We start from the raw sequence: 15,369 nt of genomic DNA, 5'->3' as shown, positions 1-15,369 counted from the left end.
CCAAGGAGACCCCCGTGAACCTCGCCCTGTGGATCATCGCCGGACTGCTCGCCGCCGCCTACCTGCTCGGCGGTGCCTTCAAGGTGATCACACCGAAGGAGAAGATCGCCGCGAGCGGCCCCAGCGCCCGCTGGACCGAGGACTTCAGCGCCGGCGGCATCAAAGCCATCGGAGCCCTCGAGGTGCTGGCCGCGGTGGGTCTGGTCCTGCCCGCCGTGCTCGGCACCGCGCCGGCGCTGGTCCCGCTGGCGGCTCTGGGCCTGGTGCTGATGATGACCGGCGCGGCGATCACCCGCATACGGCGTCACGAAACCACGTACATGGTCGTGGACCTCGTCTACCTCGCCCTGGCCGCCTTCGTGATGTGGGGGCGCCTCGGCCCAGAACCCTTCATGGTTTGACCACGGCATTGCGAGCAGGGGGCACCCGCCCGCTCGGCGCGCGCATTGCTCACCGTGGATGGTCCAACAGGTGGGGTGCTACCGCCGGTTCGGGTGAGCTGCTCCTTCGGCCGGGCGCGTGCGTGCCCCGAGGGCGGTCGCGGCGGCTGCGGCCGAGAGGACGGCGAGCAGGGCGAACAGGGCGGGGTAGCCGCCGAGGGGGCCGGCCAGGAGGGCGCCGGCGAAGGGGGCGAGGGCGGCGGCTGCGTGGGCTGGCGCGCCGAGGAGGCCGGAGAGTCGGCCGTAGTGGGTGGTGCCCCAGCGGTCGGTGACAGCGGTGGCCTGGAGCAGGGTCAGGTTCCCGCGGACCACCCCGGCGAGGACGGATACGGCGACGAGGAGGGCGTACGGGCCGGCCACGGTGGCGAGGGCTGCGGTGGTGAGGGCGCCGAGGGCGATCAGGGTGACGGTGCGGGCGGTGACGGCGAGGCGGCGGGCGAGGGTCGCGTACAGGGTGCGGCCGAGGGTCTGCCCGGCGCCGCCGAGACCGAGGGCCCACGCGGCTTGGGTGGTGGTGTAGCCGCGCTCGAGGAGGAGGGGGACGAGGCCGATGACGACGGCGTACATCGCGAACGCGGACAGGGTGAAGGCGACGGCCGACATCCAGAACACCCGGCTGCGCACCACACCCTCGTGGCCGCCGGTGATGTGCGGCGGGCTCGGCGGAGCCGGCGGCCACGGGGCCTTCAGCGCGATCGCGTGCGCCGGGATGGTCACGACGGCGAGGATGCCGGCGAGCACGGCGTAGGTGGCCCGCCAAGACATGTGGTCGGCGAGGATCGCGGTCAGGGGTGCGAAGACGGTGGAGGCGAGTCCGCCGGCGAGTGTGACGATCGTGAGTGCGCGGACGTGGTCGGGTCCCCACCAGCGGGTGACGGCGGCGAAGGCGGGCTGGTAGAAGATGGCGGCCATCGCCGCTCCGGCGAGCAGCCACCCGGCGAAGAAGACGGCCAGGCTGGGGGCCGCGGCTATCACCAGCAGGCTCAGCGAACCCAGGACGGAGCCTGCCGTCATGACGGTGCGGGGCCCGCGGTGGTCCAGGACGCGCCCGACGCAGATCCCGGCGACGGCAGAGACGACGAGGGCGGCGGAGAACGCCGCGGTGGTGGCGCCCGCGCTCCAGCCGGTGTCGGCGGTGATGGCCGGGTTGAGGACGAGGAAGGCGTAGTAGACGATGCCCCAGCCGGCGATCTGGGTGAGGCACAAGGCGGGCAGGACGGCGCGTGGCCGCGACCGGACCGCCGTCCCGGCCGCGGCCACGCCGCTGTCAAGGCCGCTCACCTCAGCAGCCGCCGGCGGAAGCGGGAGCGGCGCCGATGGTGAGGGTGGCCGGTGTCGCGCAGCACCCCCCACCGGTCTCCTCCGCGGCGGGCTCGTCGAAGAGGCCCGCGCCGCCGCACACGCCGGTTTCGGGCAGGGTGAGTTCGACGCGCTCGGCGGCTTCCTGGTCGCCGGCGAGGTGGGCGGCGATGGAGCGGACCTGCTCGTAGCCGGTCATGGCGAGGAAGGTGGGGGCGCGGCCGTAGGACTTCATGCCGACGAGGTAGACGTCCTTCTCGGGGTGGGAGAGCTCGTTGACTCCGTGCGGGTAGACGGTGCCGCAGGAGTGCTGGTTCGGGTCGATCAGCGGCGCCAGCTCCACCGGGGCCTGGAGGCGCTCGTCCAGGCCGAGGCGCAGCTCGTCCAGGAAGGACAGGTCGGGGCGGAAGCCGGTGAGGACGATGACCTCGTCCACCGGCCCCAGGCGGCTACCGTCCTCGCCCACCAGGGCGACGCGGCCGTCGTCGGTCTTCTCGACGGTGTCGGTGCGGAAGCCGGTGACCGCGTCGGCGTAGCCGCCGTCGACGGCTGCCTTGGCCGCCAGTCCGAGGGCGCCGCGGGCGGGCAGTTGGTCCGCCTCGCCGCCGCCGAAGGTCGAGCCGGAGATCCCGCGGCGCAGGATCCACGTGGCGTGCGTCCCCTGGCCGTCCTCGGACTTCGCGAGATCGGCGAGGTAGGCGAGGGCGGTGAAGGCGGAGGCGCCGGAGCCGATGACGGCGGTGCGCCTGCCCGCGTACCGGGCGCGGACGACCGGGTCCGTCAGGTCGGGGACGCGGTAGGCGATCCGGTCGGCGGCGGCCTTCTCGCCGAGAGCGGCAAGGCCGCTACCGCCGGCCGGGCTGGGAGTGGACCAGGTGCCGGAGGCGTCGATGAGGGCGCGGGCGAAGAGGCGCTGCTCGTGGCCGTCTGCGTTCTCGTAGTGGACGACGAAGGGCTGGATGTCGCGGTCGGCGTCGACGATGCGGTCGCGGCCGGTGCGGGAGACGCCGGTGACGCGCGCTCCGTAGCGGACGCGCTCGCCGAGTACGTCGGCCAGCGGCTGGAGGTAGCGCTCGGCCCAGTCGCCTCCGGAGGGGTAGGTGTCCTCGGCGGGCCTGGTCCAGCCGGTCGGGGCCAGCAGCTTCTCGGCGGCCGGGTCGACGAGCTCGCCCCAGCGGGAGAACAGCCGTACGTGAGCCCACTCGCGCACGGCGGCGCCGGCGAGCGGGCCGGCTTCCAGGACGAGGGGCGTGATGCCGCGGTCGAGGAGGTGGGCGGCGGCTGCGAGTCCGGCGGGGCCGGCCCCGATGACGACGACGGGCAGCTCGGTGGTGGTCTCGCTCATGGCAGGTCTCCGGGGCTTCGTGCGGGCGGGCGGGCAGGCGGGCAGGCGGGTGGCCGGGGCCTCGGGTGGTCAGCAGCAGCCGGCGCCGGTGGCGACGGCTTCGCGCTTGGCCTGCGGGTCGCAGCAGGCTCCGGCTGCTTCCGCGCCCTCGCTGGTACCGCAGCAGGGTGAGGACTGGGCGGGCAGCAACTCGGCGGCGGGGCCGCAACAGGAACCCGCCGCTTCGGCACGGGTCGTGCTGGTGGGCGTGACCGGCTCGTTCATGACGACTCCCCTCTGATTCGAAGTTCGTCTATGGCTTGCGTGATCAGGATGGCACTTGTATCGATGGGCGTCAACATAGACATTCATCTAATCCACGGGGTGGATCGTGGAGCGCGTGGACTCGTCGCCGCCCGAGGTGGGTAGTCGGGTGGCTCGCCCTTGACCAGGAGCCCTGCCGCCTTGGTTCGATGTATGTCAACATAGATGCATGTCGAATGTGAAGGTTCTGCCGCTGCTGGAGCCCGATGTCGTCGCGGCCTGCTGCCCGCCGCTGAACGAGCGCCCGATGTCGGCCGAGGAGGCCGAGGTCGCGGCGAAGATGTTCAAGGCCCTCGGTGACCCCGTGCGCCTGCGGCTGTTCTCCGCCGTCGCCTCCCACGAGGGCGGGGAGGCGTGCGTGTGTGACATCTCCGACGTCGGGGTCTCCCAGCCCACCGTCTCCCACCACCTGAAGAAGCTGAAGGAGGCCGGGCTGCTGTCCTCCGAGCGCAGGGGTACGTGGGTGTACTACCGGGTCGAGCCGTCCGTGCTCGCCGCCATGGGGGCGCTGCTGGCCGGCGCCGCGAAGGAGGCGTGACCGCGGTGCGGATCGAGGCGCTCCTGCCTGAGCACGCCGAGCAGGTGCTGGGCATCTACCAGTCGGGCATCGACGAGGGCCATGCGACCTTCGAGACCCGAGCCCCCGAGTGGGCCGCGTTCGACAAGCCCAAGCTGCCCGGCCACCGCTTCGTCGCCGTCGACGACGGCCGGGTGCTGGGCTGGGTCGCGGCGAGCGCGGTCTCGGACCGGTGCGCGTACGCGGGCGTGGTCGAGCACTCCGTGTACGTCCACCCCGACGCCCGCGGCCGCGGGGTAGCCCGTGCCTTGCTGGACGCGCTGATCGCTTCGACGGAGGCGGCCGGCATCTGGACCATCCAGTCCGGCATCTTCCCCGAGAACACCGCCAGCCTCGCCCTCCACGCACGGGCCGGGTTCCGTGTCATCGGCACCCGAGAACGGATCGGCCGCCACCACGGCGCCTGGCGCGACGTTGTCCTCCTGGAACGCCGCAGCCCGCGGATCGGCTGAGCACGATTCCGCTGGCTCCCGGTTCAGCGGTGCCCGGTGAGTCCGCAGGCGTCTGTGCGCAGTCAGTCGTGACGGGCCAGCTTGACCGCGGATACGAGGAGGATCACGGCGAGCAGCGGGATCAGGATCAGGTCCGGGAAGACGCCGAGGAGGAGACCGCCCAGTACCGCGCCGACGATGGAGCCGGCCGCCATGACCGCCGTGAAGCGGAGATTGGCGCCGAGGACGGCGAAGCTGCCGTCGCGGCTGTAGCGCGCGAAAGCCACGAGCATGGTGGGCAGCGAGACCAGCAGGGACAGGCTGCCGGCGGTCTTGATGTCCTCGCCGAAGAGCAGCACGATCGTCGGGATCAGCAGCTCACCGCCTGCTACGCCCATGATCGCGGCCACCACGCCGATACCGAACCCGGCCACCACACCGGCAGGCACCTGCGCCCACAGCGGCAGATCGAGGGTGGCCAAGGCAGTGGTGTGGGTGACCACGAGGGCGGCGGCCATGAACACCATCAGGGCGGCCAGCACCTTGTAGAGGGTGCTGCTGCGCATGCGTACTGCCCAGGTCGCTCCCGCCCACGCTCCCAGCAGGCTGCCGGCCAGGAGGTTGACCGCCACCGGCCAGCGCGCCGCGATCTCGCCCACCGGCACCGCTCCAAGCCGGGCCGGCAGCGCGACCAGGACCACGACCAGGCTCATCGCCTTGTTCAGGATGACCGCCGAGAGTGCGGCGAACCCGAAGAGGCCGATCAGCAGCGGCAGGCGGAACTCGGCGCCACCCAGCCCGATCATCCCGCCCAGCACACCGATCGCCGCGCCCGCCCCGAACACGACCGGCGTCGCGTGCGTCGAGCGGAGCGGGGCGAGGTGCTCGTCAGTCGGCATGACGGACATCCTTGCTGGTCACAGCCTCATTCGCTACGACGCGACCCCAGCTTCGGGGAAAGGCACCGGCTGTGCGCGCAGGCTTCGTCCAGACCTCCGAGCGCCGGATGCCACCCGCCGGGGCGCACCGGCATGTCGCGGGCGTTCCGCTGTCCGGCGTGCCGCGCATGAGGATGACCGATGGTAACGGCCCGATGGGCGACGGCTCCGGCCTCTCCGGCTACACCGCCGACGCTGCTCCTCGGCTGGGCTGTTCGGGTGGTATCCGAGGGGGCAGGTATGGCCGGCGGGTGTCAGGGGCGGTGGGGTGGGAAGGCGCGCGGCGACACCCCCGCTTGCTGAAGGAGAGCTTCACCGTGACGAACCTTTGGGACTACCGCCCGACCGCCCGCCCCGGGGTCGGTCTCGACCTGGTCGGCTTCGATGTCGAGGCGACCGACGGGAAGATCGGGAGCGTGGATGAGGAGACGACGGAGGTCGGCTCGGCCCACATCGTCGTCGACACCGGGTTCTGGATCTTCGGCAAGCACGTCGTGCTGCCGGCGGGCACGATCCAGCGGATCGATCCGCAAGAGCGGAAGGTCTACGTCGTCCTGACGAAGGACCAGATCAAGGATTCTCCCGAGTACGACAAGGACAAGCACCGCGGCGACGCCAACTACCGCACCGAGCTCGGCGAGTACTACCGGGGCCAGAACATCGCCATCTGAGCCCCTCCCCGGACGCCCGGTCAGTCCCCGACGCACACCCCGCCCCACACGCGGCGCCGGCCCTCGGGCCTCGCCGTGCTCTACCGAGCCCGTTCACACGGGGGGCGGGCACGGCGGCTCACGGCTCACGGCTCACAGGGGCAGCGGCGGACCACTCGACCCCAATCCCGACGACGAAGGCGGACATGAGATGTCGCTGCCGATGTGGGTGAACGAATACTGGACGGAGCTGAGCAGGAACCGGCAGCTGAGCCGCGCGATCGACCGGGCGCTCGCGGCGGGAGATGTGGAGGCGCTGTCGGTGTTCCGCACCCGGACGCTGGCGGCGACGTTCACCGTGGGTGGCAGGTGCGCCCGGATGGACGAACTCGTCCGGTACGCGGCGTTGGTGGTGGCCAGCGATGGATGCGCCTACCGCTATCACCGGCTGCTTTCCGAGCCGGAGCACAGCCCCTGACCGCTCTACTGGAGCCACCCGGCGGGCCGGGTGCCAAGCAAGCACCGCGCAGAGAGAGGCTGGTCCCCGAGGCAGGGCCGACTGACGGCCGATTGCGGCGTACGGGGACGAGATGATCAACGCACCTGTATGCCGATGAGACAGGTGTCGTCATCGGTGTCGGAAGCGCTGTAGGTCAGCAGGTTGTCGAGACGGCTTTCGAGTGAGTCGGTGGGGCGTGAGGCGACGGCGACGAGCTGCGAGAGGGAGTCCGTGACGGAGACGTCCCGGCGCTCGACGAGGCCGTCGGTGTACATGAGGAGGATGTCCTCGGTCTCCAGCTGCACTTCCTCCTCCTCGTAGTTCACGTCGGGCAGTGCTCCGAGGAGGAGGCCTGCGGTCAGGGGGAAGGGTCGGGCGTGCGTCCGTCGTACGAGGACGGGTGGCAGGTGGCCGGCGCGGGCCCAGCGCAGGGTGCGGTCGGCCGGGTCGTAGATGCCGCAGACGGCTGTCGCGGTGAGGTTGCTGGTGAGGTGGTGGGCGACTCTGTTCAGCCAGGTGAGCAGCTGGCCGGGGCCGGCGCCGGTGACGGCGAGGCCGCGTAGGGCGTTGCGGAGGATGACCATGCCGGTGGCCGCCTGGATGCCGTGACCGGCGACGTCACCGACGCTGATGAGGATCTTGTTGTCGGGCAGGACCACGGAGTCGTACCAGTCGCCGCCGACGAGGGACTGTGATTCGGCCGGGCGGTAGCGGACGGCGATGCGGATGCCGGGGACCTCCAAGGGCGCCGGGGCGGGCGGCATGATGGCCTGCTGGAGTTGCAGGGCGAGCTTGGTGCGGTCCGCGGACTCGGCTTCGCTGTCGGCGAGTTGGTCTCGGGTGGCCGCGAGCGCGACCTCGGTCCAGTGCTGGGAGGAGATGTCCTGGCAGGCCCCCCGCACGGAGAGCAGGTGTCCGTGGTTGTCCAGGACGGGCTCGGCCACCATGCGGATGTGACGGACGATGCCGTCGGCGCGGTTGAGCCTGAAATCGACCGAGGACTCTCGCAGGTTGTGCAGGAGGGTGCGCAGGAATCGGCCGACGGAGTTGACGTCGTGGGGGTGGACGCGGCTGGTGAGCTCCCGAAGGGGGACGGGAGAGGAGGTCGGCGGCATTCCGAAGAGGGCGAAGAGCTGGCCGTTCCAGCTGATCTCGCCCGTGGTGCTGTTCTCCTCGAAGCCTCCGACACGGCCCAGGCGCTGGGCGTGCTGGAGCAGTGCGGCGAGTCGGGCGGTCTCGTCCTCGATCTTCCAGATCAAGAGCAGGGCCGTACCGTGCCGGCTGATCTTGACGTCGGCGACTGTGGTGAGCGGGACCTCGTCGACGATGGCTGTCAACGCGGTGCGCGGTGCTTGGCAGGGTTCACCCGTGGCGTACACGCGCTCCAGCATCGAGAAGAGCCCGTTGTCCTCGGCGGCCATGGGGTAGGCCTCCAGGAAGCGGGTGCCGGTCACCATCGAGCTGGGGCGTCCGGCGGGATCGGCGAATCGGACGTTGGCGTGGTGGATGCGGAAGTCGGCCAGCTGTCCGGTCGGCTCCAGGCTGGGGGTGAGGACCAGCACCGGGTCGTCCAGCTGCTGTGCCAGGTCCGTCAGTTCCGCCACGCCCGCGTGATGTGCGGCGTCGGGGGGCAGGAGTACGGGGCTGGGGCGTTGTTCTTCCAGGGTGTGGGCGCACAGTTCGGCCAGTGCCTCCAGCTGGCGCAGCAGGGGGGTCGACTGCGCCGGGAGGGATCCTGGCCAGCTCATCTCCAGTACGCCGAGGATGCGTCCGCCGGTCCCGGCGGGGACCATGACACGTCCGCCGTCTGGGTGCCGGCGTCGGCCGATGGTGGGGATGCCCGAGTCGGAGAGACAGTCCACGACCGTCAGTTCTCGGCTGGTCACCGCCAGTCGGGCGCAGGTGGCCACCTCCGGTGGCACGTACCTCCATCGGTCGGCGTCTTCCGCCGTGAAGCCCGCTTGGCCTGCCAGTGTGAGCGAGGAGTCCGGCCCCACGGACCAGATCGCGACCCCGTTGGCTCCCAGGGCTGCGAGCGCGTTGTCCAGCAGGGCGGTGGCGACGGCTTGGGTGTCGGTGGCGGCGAGCATGCGGCTTTCGACAGCCCGCAGTTGCACCGGCGGTGCCGTCTCGCCGGCGGTCGAGGGCTCAGCGTCAGCAGCGTTCAGGAACTCCTGCGCGAGCTCGCTGACGCGGTCGCGTGAGGCCTGGTTGATGATGTCGATCGCCAGGGCGAGGGCCGTGGTGTTCGCCTGCTCGGCCAGCTTGGCCAGCTGTCGGGAGGCCTCGCCGGGGCCGCATCCCAGACGCCCCACGAGGACGCCCTTGGCCAGCTCGATGAGCGCTCGCCCGTCGGCGGCCTCCTGAGCCTGGAGGGCTTCTTGGCGCAGCCGCTCGACGGTGGCGGCCAAGCGGCCCACCTCGCCGGTCCGCGCGGGGTGCGAAGCCACCACCCCGCCCTGGCCGTTCTGGTGGGCCGGTGCCGTGCGCGCGCCCAGGGGATCTTCGACGCCGTTGGTGTCGCGGGCGGTGGGGTCAGGCACGGGAGGCTCCCGCGGCGTCCTTGGGCAGGAGCCACTGACGCAGCAGGGCGACGAGGTCGTTCGCGTCGACGGGCTTGGTGATGTAGTCGCTCGATCCGGAGGCGAGGCTCTTCTCACGGTCTCCGGGCATCGCCTTCGCCGTGACCGAGATGATGGGAAGCCCAGCATATTGGGGCATGCCCCTGATCTCCTCCGTGGCCGCGTAGCCGTCGAGTTCGGGCATCATGACGTCCATCAGGATCAGGTCGATGCCGGGGGTGCTCGTCAGGGTCTCGATGCCCTTGCGTCCGTTTTCAGCGTGCAGGACCCGGATGCCGTGGAGCTCGAGGATGCCGCTGATGGCGTAGAGATTGCGCGGGTCGTCGTCTACGACCAGGACGGACTTGTCTGCGAGGCTCGCGTCGACCTGGGTGTGATCGGCGACCTGGTCGTCCTCGGGCCGGACCAGGGGAAGGACGTCCCGCAGGCGTTCGACCGACAGGTGGAGGGCGATCCGTTCCCTGAGTTCGTCCAGGCTGCTGAGTACTTCCAGGTGGTGGCCGGTGGAGAGGCGGGCGACCTCATCGTGCAGGTCTGCCGCCATGCGCCGATTGGCGTGGGCGAGAACCGGCGGAGAAGCCAGGGCCGTGTCTCCGGAGAGGGCGCGAAGGAAACGCAGCGCTTCGCCCTTGGCATCCAGTTCGAGGACCACGCAGTGGAACGGTGACTGGGCGAGCATCGTGGCAGCCTCCGCGGAGGTCCGCGCCGTCACGACCTCGACCCGCTCGGCCGGGTCCGGCGCGGCCCGCCCGGCGGTCACGTCCGATGCAGCGCTCTCGGCGACGAGGCTCAGCAGACCGTTGGCGCGTTCCTCGATCACCAGGAGCCGTCGGGGATGGCCGTCCGCCGCGGGATCCGCGCTGCCGCCGTCCGGCTTCTCGGCACTGTCGGCGCTCTCCTCCAGGGCGGGAGCCCCCGCACTGTGGTCGGAGGAGCCCGCGCCCGTGACGGGCAGGTAGAGCGTGAACGTCGACCCCACGCCGGGTGTGCTGGTGGCCGTGACGACGCCGCCCAGGAGCCGGGCGATCTCACGGGTGATGGAGAGCCCCAGGCCCGTCCCGCCGAACTTGCGGCTGGTCGTGCCGTCGGCCTGCTGGAACGCGCCGAAGATCACCTCCAGCTGCTCCTCCGCGATCCCGATTCCGGTGTCGCCGACCTTGAAGGCCACGACCGAACCGGAGCGCGCCAGCTCTTCGGGCAGCTCCGCGGCATTCGCCGGCTCGATCCGTACCTGGACCCGGCCGCGTTCGGTGAACTTCACCGCGTTGGACAGCAGGTTGCGCAGGATCTGCTGGAGCCGGGCGTCGTCGGTGAGCAGGTCAACGGGCACACCGGGCGAGGTGGTGATGTCGAACGTGAGGCCCTTTTGCGTCGTCAGCGGGCGGAAGGAGGCCTCGACGTAGTCGAGGAGCTTCTTGAGTGACACCCGCTCCAGATTGACGTCCATCTTCCCCGCCTCGACCTTCGACAGGTCGAGGATGTCGTTGATCAGCTGGAGCAGGTCCGAGCCGGCGGAGTGGATGATGCCGGCGTACTCCACCTGCTTCGGCGTCAGGTTGCGGCCGGGGTTCTGAGACAGGAGCTGGGCGAGGATCAGCAGGCTGTTGAGCGGCGTGCGCAGCTCGTGGCTCATATTGGCCAGGAACTCCGACTTGTACTTCGACGCCAGGGAAAGCTGCTGTGCGCGGTCCTCGAGTTCTTGGCGCGCCTGCTCGATCTCCAGGTTCTTCGTCTCGATGTCGCGGTTCTGGGTGGCCAGCAGGGCCGCCTTCTCCTCGAGCTCGGCGTTTGACCTCTGCAGCTCGTCCTGCTGGACCTGGAGCTGTTCCGAGCGTGCCTGCAGCTCGACGGTGAGCCGCTGGGACTCGCCGAGGAGTTCGTCGGTCCGGGCGTTGGCGACGATGGTGCTGACGTTGACGCCGACCGTCTCCATCAGCCGCCCGAGGAAGTCGCGGTGCACGGGTGTGAACGGCTTGAAGGAGGCGAGCTCGATGACGCCGAGGACCTGGTCCTCGACGATGATGGGCAGCACGATGAGGTTGGCGGGAGTAGCGGCGCCCAGGCCGGAGGAGATCAGGTACCCGGCAGGTACGTTGTCGGTGCTGAGGATGCGCCGGCTGCGGACCGCCTGGCCCACCAGGGTCTCGCCGCTGCGTACGCGCTGCGCGGCCGGGCTGTCGGCGGGCCGGCCGAACGACCCGATCAGACCGAGCCAGGTCTCTCCGTCGGCTTCCTCCGCGAGGTAGAAGGCGCCGTAGCTGGCTTCGACCAGGGGGACCAGCTCGTCCATGACCAGTTCCGCGACGACCTCCAGGTCGCGGTGGCCCTGCATCAGGCTGGAGATCTGCGCCAGGTTGGACTTGAGCCAGTCCTGCTCCTGGTTGGCCCGGGTCGTCTCGCGCAGTGAGCCGACCATGGAGTTGATGTTGTCCTTGAGTTCGGCGACCTCGCCGGAGGCGTCGACGGTGATCGAGCGGGTCAGGTCGCCCTCGGCGACCGCGCTGGCGACCTCGGCGATGGCCCGGACCTGGCGGGTCAGGTTGCCCGCCAGCTCGTTGACGTTCTCGGTCAGGCGCTTCCAGGTGCCGGAAACGCCCTCGACCTCGGCCTGCCCGCCGAGCCGGCCCTCGCTGCCGACCTCGCGGGCGACGCGGGTGACCTCGGCGGCGAACGCGGAGAGCTGGTCGACCATCGTGTTGATGGTGGTCTTCAGCTCCAGGATCTCGCCGCGGGCGTCCACGTCGATCTTCTTGGACAGGTCGCCGTTGGCGACGGCCGTCGTGACCAGGGCGATGTTGCGGACCTGGCCCGTGAGGTTGTTCGCCATCGAGTTGACGTTGTCGGTGAGGTCCTTCCAGGTCCCCGCCACGTTGGGGACCTGGGCCTGGCCGCCGAGCCGGCCCTCGGTGCCGACCTCGCGGGCGACGCGGGTCACCTCGTCGGCGAACGCGGACAGCGTGTCGACCATCGTGTTGATGACCCCGGCCAGCGCCGCGACCTCGCCCTTCGCCTCCACCACGATCTTCTGCGAGAGGTCGCCGCGGGCCACGGCGGTGGCCACCTGGGCGATGGAGCGCACCTGGCCGGTCAGGTTCGAGGCCATCACGTTGACGTTGTCGGTGAGGTCCTTCCAGGTGCCGGAGACCCCGCGCACGGTGGCCTGGCCGCCCAGGTTGCCCTCGGTGCCCACCTCGCGGGCCACCCGGGTCACCTCGTCGGCGAACGCGGACAGCTGGTCGACCATCGTGTTGATGGTCTCCTTCAGCTCCAGGATCTCCCCGCGGGCATCGACACGGATCTTCTGCGTCAGGTCGCCCTGCGCCACGGCGGTGGTGACCTCGGCGATCGAACGCACCTGGGCCGTGAGGTTGTCGGCCATGAAGTTCACCGAGTCGGTCAGGTCGCGCCAGGTGCCGGAGACGCCCTTGACGTCGGCCTGACCGCCGAGCCGGCCGTCGGTGCCCACCTCGCGGGCGACGCGGGTCACCTCGTCGGCGAACGCGGACAGCTGGTCGACCATCGTGTTGATGGTGGTCTTCAGCTCCAGGATCTCCCCGCGGGCATCGACACGGATCTTCTGCGACAGGTCGCCCTGCGCCACCGCGGTTGCCACCTCGGCGATCGACCGGACCTGCGCGGTCAGGTTCCCGGCCATGAAGTTCACCGAGTCGGTCAGGTCGCGCCAGGTGCCGGAGACGCCCTTGACGTCCGCCTGACCGCCGAGCCGGCCGTCGGTACCCACTTCCCGGGCCATACGCGTGACCTCGTCGGCGAACGCGGACAGCTGGTCGACCATCGTGTTGATGGTGTTCTTCAGTTCCAGGATCTCGCCGCGGGCGTCCACGGCGATCTTCTGCGACAGGTCGCCCTTGGCCACCGCCGTGGTCACCTGGGCGATGTTGCGGACCTGGTCGGTCAGGTTGCCGGCCATGAAGTTCACGGAGTCGGTGAGGTCCCGCCAGACGCCGGCCACGCCCGGAACTTCGGCCTGGCCTCCGAGCCGTCCCTCACTGCCGACCTCGCGTGCCACGCGGGTGACCTCGTCCGCGAAGGAGGACAGCTGGTCCACCATGGTGTTGACGGTGTCCTTCAGCTCCAGGATCTCCCCGCGAGCCGCCACGTCGATCTTCTGCGAGAGGTCGCCGCGCGCGACGGCGGTGGCGACCTGTGCGATGTCCCGGACCTGGGTGGTGAGGTTGCCCGCCATCGCGTTGACCGAGTCCGTCAGGTCAGCCCACGTCCCGGACACTCCCGGGACGACGGCCTGGCCGCCCAGCGTTCCCTCGGTGCCGACCTCGCGGGCGACACGGGTCACCTCCGAGGTGAACAGCGAGAGCTGGTCGACCATCCCGTTGAAGACGGTGGCGATCTCTCCCAGCAGTCCCTCGGCCTCATCGGGCAAACGGGTGCCGAAATCACCATCACGCACGGATGTCAGCCCGGCGAGGAGCTGACGAAGCTGCTGCTCACCCACCGCCCCCGATGCCTGCGCGCTCGTCACGACGTCCGTCGGCTTGGCCATTCCCGCCCCATCTCCATCTGCCAGGCAACCCTAGAAACCTCGAGTGACCACCGCACAGGCTAGATGAAGCCCGCACCTGCTCGGCGGCCTGGGAGGCAGAAGGGATCAGGGACACAGCCCACGAGCGAAGCCGCGCCACTCTCGGCGACAGACTTGACGCGGCAGTCAGCGTCGCCATCCGGGAGTCACCCCATCCAGCGAATCCCGCCGCTTTCGCCAAGCCGCTGCGCCCGCGGCACCGAAGCCCAGCGCAGAGGCCGGACAGCAGGGCCTCTCCAGGGCCCGAGACGGGCTCCGGATTCCGTGTCTGACCTTTGGAGGCAGTCATGTCCCGTGTTCTCAAGAGTGCCGCGCTGGCCCTTACCGCCGCGGCGGCCGTGCTCGGTGCCGGATCGGCGGCGAACGCCGACGCGGGCGCCCAGGGCGTAGCCGCCTACTCGCCGGGTGTCGGCTCGGGCAACCTGATCCAGATCCCGATCCACATCCCGGTCAACGCCTGCGGCAACTCCATCAGTGTCATCGGCCTGTTGAACCCCGCCTTCGGCAACACCTGCGTCAACGCCTGAGCAGACCCCGCCATCTCCGGCCCGTTGTCACCGACGGGGAGTCACGGGCCGGACGATCCCCGCGCATGGCTGCACCACCACACCCGGTGACCGCGGCCGATGTGGGGATCCGCTGCGGGTGGCGGTCGGCCCGCCACCCGCAGTCCCCGGTCCCGACCGGACGAACTGATCGCGGGAAGGACCAATCCGCCGGGCGGAGCACACCGAATGGGCAGTGTGAGCAACTTCCGCACAGCCCTCTCCCGCGGCGCACTGGGCGCCGTGTCCGGCCCGCCGGCCGGACACGCGGCGCCGGCGGTGGCCGCGGCCTCCGTCCGCGACGGTGCAGGCGGCTGGCACAGCGTCTCCGTCGCCACGGGATAACCCATGGCCGACCGGTCCCGAGTCGGCCCCCAGGCCTCCCCTCCATAACGAACCGTTCCAGAAAGCAACAGGAGATTCCCCATGTCCAGCACGCTCCGCTTCCGCCGTACCGCCCTCGCCGTCGCCGCGGCTGCCGTCCTGCCCTTTGCCCTGGCAGCCTGCTCCGACTCCGGTACCGACTCCGCATCCGGATCCGCCGCGGACAAGAGCGGCGATGCGCCCGCCGCCTCCCAGCCGGCGACGTCTGACGCTTCCATGGCGATGGACAAGCCGTTCGGCCCGGCCTGCGCCGGGGTTCCCGCGGATGGCGCCGGCTCCTTCGACGGCATGGCCAAGGACCCGGTCGCCACCGCCGCCTCCAACAACCCGGCCCTGTCCACCCTGGTCGCCGCCGTCAAGCAGGCCGGCCTGGTCGACACCCTCAACAACGCCAAGGACATCACCGTCTTCGCCCCGACCAACGACGCCTTCGCGAAGATCCCGAAGGCCGACCTCGACAAGGTCCTCGCCGACAAGGCCACCCTCACCAAGATCCTCACTTACCACGTCGTCGGTGAGAAGCTCACCCCCAGGCAGCTCGAGAACGGCTCCTTCGACACGCTGGAGAAGACCAAGCTCACCACCAGCGGATCGGGTGAGTCCTACAAGGTCAACGGCGCCTCCAACGTGGTGTGCGGCAACGTCAAGACCGCCAACGCCAACGTCTACATCGTCGACACCGTCCTGATGCCGAAGTAGCACCCGGCCCCACACCTGGGCAGCGCTTCGTGGGCCGGACCCCCTCTCGGGAGTCCGGCCCACGGGTGTGTCCCGGCCCCCCCCGGAGCACCGGCGCGGCCGCTCGCAAGCGGCCG

Annotated in this window: 14 protein-coding genes; 8 read left to right on the top strand and 6 right to left on the bottom strand. The window is 70.6% G+C overall.

Translation table 11 applies throughout. From position 1 onward, the window contains the following. Positions 1–14: 14 nt before the first annotated feature. A complete protein-coding gene (locus tag AB0D66_RS30425; RefSeq protein WP_362310424.1) occupies positions 15–401 on the top strand; it encodes a DoxX family protein in 387 nt (128 codons plus the stop codon). A 78-nt stretch (positions 402–479) separates the two neighbouring features. Here AB0D66_RS30425 and AB0D66_RS30420 read toward each other — a convergent pair whose 3' ends face one another. From AB0D66_RS30420 to AB0D66_RS30410, 3 genes are all read right to left on the bottom strand, one after another. Further along, positions 480–1,721 carry an MFS transporter gene (locus tag AB0D66_RS30420; protein ID WP_362310422.1) on the bottom strand — a complete coding sequence of 414 codons (1,242 nt, stop codon included), beginning with the start codon at positions 1,719–1,721 and terminating at the stop codon, positions 480–482. 1 nt (position 1,722) lies between these two features. Then, positions 1,723–3,084: an NAD(P)-binding domain-containing protein gene (locus tag AB0D66_RS30415; RefSeq protein ID WP_362310420.1), complete on the bottom strand. Its 1,362-nt coding sequence runs from the start codon at positions 3,082–3,084 to the stop codon at positions 1,723–1,725. A 69-nt stretch (positions 3,085–3,153) separates the two neighbouring features. Further along, positions 3,154–3,348 (bottom strand): hypothetical protein, encoded by a 195-nt coding sequence (locus AB0D66_RS30410; protein WP_362310418.1) that lies wholly within the window; start codon positions 3,346–3,348, stop codon positions 3,154–3,156. 208 nt (positions 3,349–3,556) lie between these two features. On the opposite strand from AB0D66_RS30410, the gene AB0D66_RS30405 reads away from it, so the two are divergent. Continuing rightward, positions 3,557–3,925: a metalloregulator ArsR/SmtB family transcription factor gene (locus AB0D66_RS30405; protein WP_362310416.1), complete on the top strand. Its 369-nt coding sequence runs from the start codon at positions 3,557–3,559 to the stop codon at positions 3,923–3,925. Next, entirely contained in the window at positions 3,922–4,416 is a 495-nt protein-coding gene (locus AB0D66_RS30400; protein WP_362310414.1) for an N-acetyltransferase family protein, read from the top strand. The genes AB0D66_RS30405 and AB0D66_RS30400 overlap by 4 nt, the downstream gene beginning before the upstream one ends. Positions 4,417–4,478: 62 nt before the next feature. Here AB0D66_RS30400 and AB0D66_RS30395 read toward each other — a convergent pair whose 3' ends face one another. Then, on the bottom strand, positions 4,479–5,294 hold the full coding sequence (locus AB0D66_RS30395; protein WP_362310412.1) for a sulfite exporter TauE/SafE family protein: 816 nt from the start codon (positions 5,292–5,294) through the stop codon (positions 4,479–4,481). 356 nt (positions 5,295–5,650) lie between these two features. Here AB0D66_RS30395 and AB0D66_RS30390 point away from each other — a divergent pair, with 356 nt between their 5' ends. Together AB0D66_RS30390 and AB0D66_RS30385 are read left to right on the top strand one after the other, a co-directional pair. Next, positions 5,651–6,004, top strand: a complete 354-nt coding sequence (locus tag AB0D66_RS30390) for a PRC-barrel domain-containing protein (protein ID WP_362310410.1) — start codon at positions 5,651–5,653, stop codon at positions 6,002–6,004. Between the two features lie 190 nt (positions 6,005–6,194). Continuing rightward, the gene (locus tag AB0D66_RS30385; RefSeq protein ID WP_362310408.1) at positions 6,195–6,461 is read left to right on the top strand and encodes a hypothetical protein; all 267 of its coding nucleotides are present in this window, start codon (positions 6,195–6,197) and stop codon (positions 6,459–6,461) included. 116 nt (positions 6,462–6,577) lie between these two features. Here AB0D66_RS30385 and AB0D66_RS30380 read toward each other — a convergent pair whose 3' ends face one another. Further along, the gene (locus tag AB0D66_RS30380) at positions 6,578–8,935 is read right to left on the bottom strand and encodes a SpoIIE family protein phosphatase (protein ID WP_362310459.1); all 2,358 of its coding nucleotides are present in this window, start codon (positions 8,933–8,935) and stop codon (positions 6,578–6,580) included. A gap of 82 nt (positions 8,936–9,017) precedes the next feature. Beyond that, complete coding sequence (locus AB0D66_RS30375; RefSeq protein WP_362310406.1) at positions 9,018–13,586, bottom strand: HAMP domain-containing protein; 4,569 nt, start codon at positions 13,584–13,586, stop codon at positions 9,018–9,020. Between the two features lie 326 nt (positions 13,587–13,912). Between AB0D66_RS30375 and AB0D66_RS30370 the strand changes: the two genes are divergently transcribed. The 3 genes from AB0D66_RS30370 to AB0D66_RS30360 all read left to right on the top strand — a co-directional run bounded on the left by AB0D66_RS30370 (position 13,913) and on the right by AB0D66_RS30360 (position 15,253). After that, positions 13,913–14,152: a chaplin gene (locus AB0D66_RS30370; RefSeq protein WP_362310404.1), complete on the top strand. Its 240-nt coding sequence runs from the start codon at positions 13,913–13,915 to the stop codon at positions 14,150–14,152. A gap of 207 nt (positions 14,153–14,359) precedes the next feature. After that, positions 14,360–14,515 (top strand): hypothetical protein, encoded by a 156-nt coding sequence (locus AB0D66_RS30365; RefSeq protein WP_362310402.1) that lies wholly within the window; start codon positions 14,360–14,362, stop codon positions 14,513–14,515. 81 nt (positions 14,516–14,596) lie between these two features. Beyond that, on the top strand, positions 14,597–15,253 hold the full coding sequence (locus AB0D66_RS30360) for a fasciclin domain-containing protein (RefSeq protein WP_362310400.1): 657 nt from the start codon (positions 14,597–14,599) through the stop codon (positions 15,251–15,253). Positions 15,254–15,369: the final 116 nt, after the last annotated feature.

Origin of the sequence: Streptomyces sp. NPDC048270, assembly GCF_040652335.1 — a bacterium.
Lineage (GTDB): Bacteria > Actinomycetota > Actinomycetes > Streptomycetales > Streptomycetaceae > Streptomyces.
This window is presented reverse-complemented; position numbering and strand designations above follow the sequence as displayed.

What these genes read in the sequence shown, in the direction of transcription:
- AB0D66_RS30415 (WP_362310420.1), bottom strand. Translation starts at nt 3,084, where the DNA reads ATGAGCGAGACCACCACCGAGCTGCCCGTCGTCGTCATCGGGGCCGGC.
- AB0D66_RS30410 (WP_362310418.1), bottom strand. Translation starts at nt 3,348, where the DNA reads ATGAACGAGCCGGTCACGCCCACCAGCACGACCCGTGCCGAAGCGGCG.
- AB0D66_RS30405 (WP_362310416.1), top strand. Translation starts at nt 3,557, where the DNA reads ATGTCGAATGTGAAGGTTCTGCCGCTGCTGGAGCCCGATGTCGTCGCG.
- AB0D66_RS30395 (WP_362310412.1), bottom strand. Translation starts at nt 5,294, where the DNA reads ATGCCGACTGACGAGCACCTCGCCCCGCTCCGCTCGACGCACGCGACG.
- AB0D66_RS30385 (WP_362310408.1), top strand. Translation starts at nt 6,195, where the DNA reads ATGTCGCTGCCGATGTGGGTGAACGAATACTGGACGGAGCTGAGCAGG.
- AB0D66_RS30375 (WP_362310406.1), bottom strand. Translation starts at nt 13,586, where the DNA reads ATGGCCAAGCCGACGGACGTCGTGACGAGCGCGCAGGCATCGGGGGCG.
- AB0D66_RS30370 (WP_362310404.1), top strand. Translation starts at nt 13,913, where the DNA reads ATGTCCCGTGTTCTCAAGAGTGCCGCGCTGGCCCTTACCGCCGCGGCG.
- AB0D66_RS30365 (WP_362310402.1), top strand. Translation starts at nt 14,360, where the DNA reads ATGGGCAGTGTGAGCAACTTCCGCACAGCCCTCTCCCGCGGCGCACTG.
- AB0D66_RS30360 (WP_362310400.1), top strand. Translation starts at nt 14,597, where the DNA reads ATGTCCAGCACGCTCCGCTTCCGCCGTACCGCCCTCGCCGTCGCCGCG.